Here is a 2,743-nt window from a genome sequence, read left to right as displayed (position 1 = left end):
GGCCGTCGCCGAGCCGACGCCCGCGCCGGCGCGCGCCCCCGGGTGCCTGCGCGCGGAGCTGGGGAGCTGCCCCGGGCCGTGCACCGTCCCGCGCGGCGCGCCGTGGGGCGGCGCCGGCGACTACGACGCGCGGGTGCGCGAGGTGCGCGACTTCCTCGCCGGGCGCACCGACGGCCCGCTGGCGACGCTGCGCGCGGCGATGCACGCGGCCGCCGAGGCGTGGCACTTCGAGCGCGCCGGCTCGCTCAAGGCGCGGCTGGAGGCGCTGGAGTGGCTGGAGGGGCGGCTGCAGCGCTTCCACGCGGGCGCCGACCGGCTGTCGTTCGTCTACCGCGCGCTCGGGCACGACGGCACGGAGCGGCTCTACCTGCTGCGCCGCGGCACGGTGCGCGGCGAGGCCGCGGCGCCGGCGACCGCCGAGGAGGAGGCCGCGCTCGCGGCGCAGCTGCGGCGCGTCTACGCGGGGCCCGACCCGGGGGGCGCCGACATCCCGACGCACGACATGGACGAGTTCTACCTGGTCGCGAGCTGGTTCCGGCGGCACCCCGCGGAGCTGGCGCGCACGACGCCGATGACGCCGACGACGCCCGGGCCGGCCTGACGGAAGCTGCACCATGCTGACCCTGGCGCCGTCCGCCCGGGTCGGCCAGGATGGACGCGGCGCGCCCCGCGCGTCGCACCCTTCCACCCATCCACACGCATGCGCCGCTCCGTCCTCGCGGCCGCCGCCCTCCTGGGCGCGGCCTCGTCCGCCCCGCGCCTCGGCGCGCAGGCCCCGCAGAAGGTCAGCAAGTCCGTCCCCGCCGCCGGCGGCGCCGCCGAGTCGGGCGCGTTCGTCGTGCGCCTCGGCACCGACACCACCGCCGTCGAGCGGTGGACGCGCACCCCCGTCGCCGGCGGCGGCGCGCGCCTCGAGGGCGACGTGGTGAACCGCGCGCCGATCGCGCGCACCACGCACTACGTCGTCGACCTCGACGCGTCGGGCCGCCCGACGCGCGCGGAGCTCGTCACCCGCCGCCCGGACGGGACGCCGGTCCCGAACCAGTCGCGCCGCTCGGTCTTCACCTTCCGCGGCGACAGCGCCTTCGCGGAGGCCGAGCTGCCCGACAGCGTCGCGCGCCTCCGTGCGGCGGCGCCGGCGGGGACCTTCCCGAACGTCACCAACTCGTACGCGTTGTGGGACGCGGCGCTGCGCGCCGTGCGCGCGGCCGGGAGCGACAGCGGGGCCATCCGCTTCTGGGGCGGCGGACCGCAGGTGCAGGCGCTCCCGGTGAAGGTGCGGAACGCCCAGGAGACGATCGTCACCTACTTCGGCGACCCGGTCGCGATGCACTTCGACCCGCAGGGGCGGCTCGTGCACGTCGACGGGTCGAAGTCGACGAACAAGCAGGAGGTGCAGCGCGTCGAGGGCGTGGACGTCGCGGCCACCGCGCGGAGCTTCGGCGCGCGCCCGGCCGCCGGCCAGCCCTCGCCGCGCGACACGGCGCGCGCGACGGTCGGCGCCGCGCAGCTGCTGGTCGACTACGGCCGCCCGTCGGTCCGCGGGCGCACGGTGTGGGGCGGCACGCTGGTCCCGTTCGACGCGATCTGGCGCACCGGCGCCAACGCCTCGACCACGCTAGTGACGTCGGCCGACCTGGTGATCGGCGGGCAGCCGGTGCCGGCCGGGAAGTACTCGCTCTACACCTGGCCCACCGCGCAGGGCTACCAGCTGGTGATCAACAAGCAGACGGGCCAGTGGGGGACGGAGTACGACCAGAAGCAGGACCTCGTGCGCGTCCCGCTGACCGCGACCCCGCTCTCGTCGCCGGCCGAGCAGTTCACCATCGCCATCGAGCCGTCGGGCGCGGCGGGGGGGACGCTGGCGCTGCGGTGGGCGGACAAGCAGCTGGGGGTGCCGTTCACGGTTCGATAAGGGCGAGTTCGGGTCGGGCGAACACGGGTACGACGAACTCGGGTGGGGCGAACTCGGATACTGCGAGTCGCCTCACCCGAGTTCGTCGTACCCGTGTTCGCAGTATCCGTGTTCGCAGTATCCGTGTTCGCAGTATCCGAGTTCGCCGTTCCCGAGTTCGCCGTTCCCGGCCTCCGGCTACCGCGTCGTCCCCCTGAACGTCAACACCACCCCCCCGCTGAACGACGAGCGGCCGAAGCGCATGAACTCCTCGGACTGCGTGATGCGCTGCACGCGCACGACCTCGCCCGAGCGCACGGTGCGCAGGAAGTCCCAGCCGCCCATGTAGTTCCCGTTGACGTACACGCCCACGCCGGCGTCGCCGCCGAGCTGCTGGGCGCGCGGGTCGCCGCGCATGGTGGTCGGCCAGTACGAGGCGAGCACGTCGAGCAGCGACCGCGAGGGGTCCTGCGACAGCGCGGCGCCCTGGATCATGCGCTGCGAGACGTCGCCCGCCGTGCCGCGGACGCGCCGGAAGGAGGCGTCGCCGGCGGCGTCGGGGCGCGCGGACGCGCAGCCGGCCGCGAGGTGGAGCGCGAGCAGGAGCCCGAGGGCGGGGACACGACGGTAGACACCGGGACGGTCGGCACCGAGGGGAGTACGCATCGTCATCTCCGGGCGTCGGCGGCCGCGGCCGCCGCGGATGGGGAATGGCGCCCGCGCCGCCCGCAGGCGCCGCGTCGCACGTCCACGGTAGGGCGCGCCGCCCGCCAGCGATTGGACGTCCCGGCCCGCGGGGCGCGCGTCCCGTCCTGGGCCCAGCCGCGCGCGCGACGTGCGGACCGCGCC

General features: G+C 76.3%; 2 protein-coding genes and 1 pseudogene. 2 read left to right on the top strand and 1 reads right to left on the bottom strand.

What is annotated here, in order from left to right; translation table 11 throughout:
• A pseudogene (locus PYV61_RS23670) lies at nt 1-601 on the top strand (hypothetical protein); the annotation flags it as partial.
• A 99-nt stretch (nt 602-700) separates the two neighbouring features.
• Complete coding sequence (locus tag PYV61_RS23665; RefSeq protein WP_275836338.1) at nt 701-1,915, top strand: DUF2911 domain-containing protein; 1,215 nt, start codon at nt 701-703, stop codon at nt 1,913-1,915.
• Between the two features lie 177 nt (nt 1,916-2,092).
• Here the strand turns inward: PYV61_RS23665 and PYV61_RS23660 are convergent, their stop codons facing one another.
• A complete protein-coding gene (locus tag PYV61_RS23660) occupies nt 2,093-2,560 on the bottom strand; it encodes a hypothetical protein (protein WP_275836337.1) in 468 nt (155 codons plus the stop codon).
• Between the last annotated feature and the right edge of the window lie 183 nt (nt 2,561-2,743).

This window comes from Roseisolibacter sp. H3M3-2 (assembly GCF_029211165.1).
Taxonomy (GTDB): Bacteria; Gemmatimonadota; Gemmatimonadetes; order Gemmatimonadales; family Gemmatimonadaceae; genus Roseisolibacter.
The sequence above is the reverse complement of the archived record's forward strand: the minus strand, read 5'-3'. Positions and strand labels throughout refer to the sequence as shown.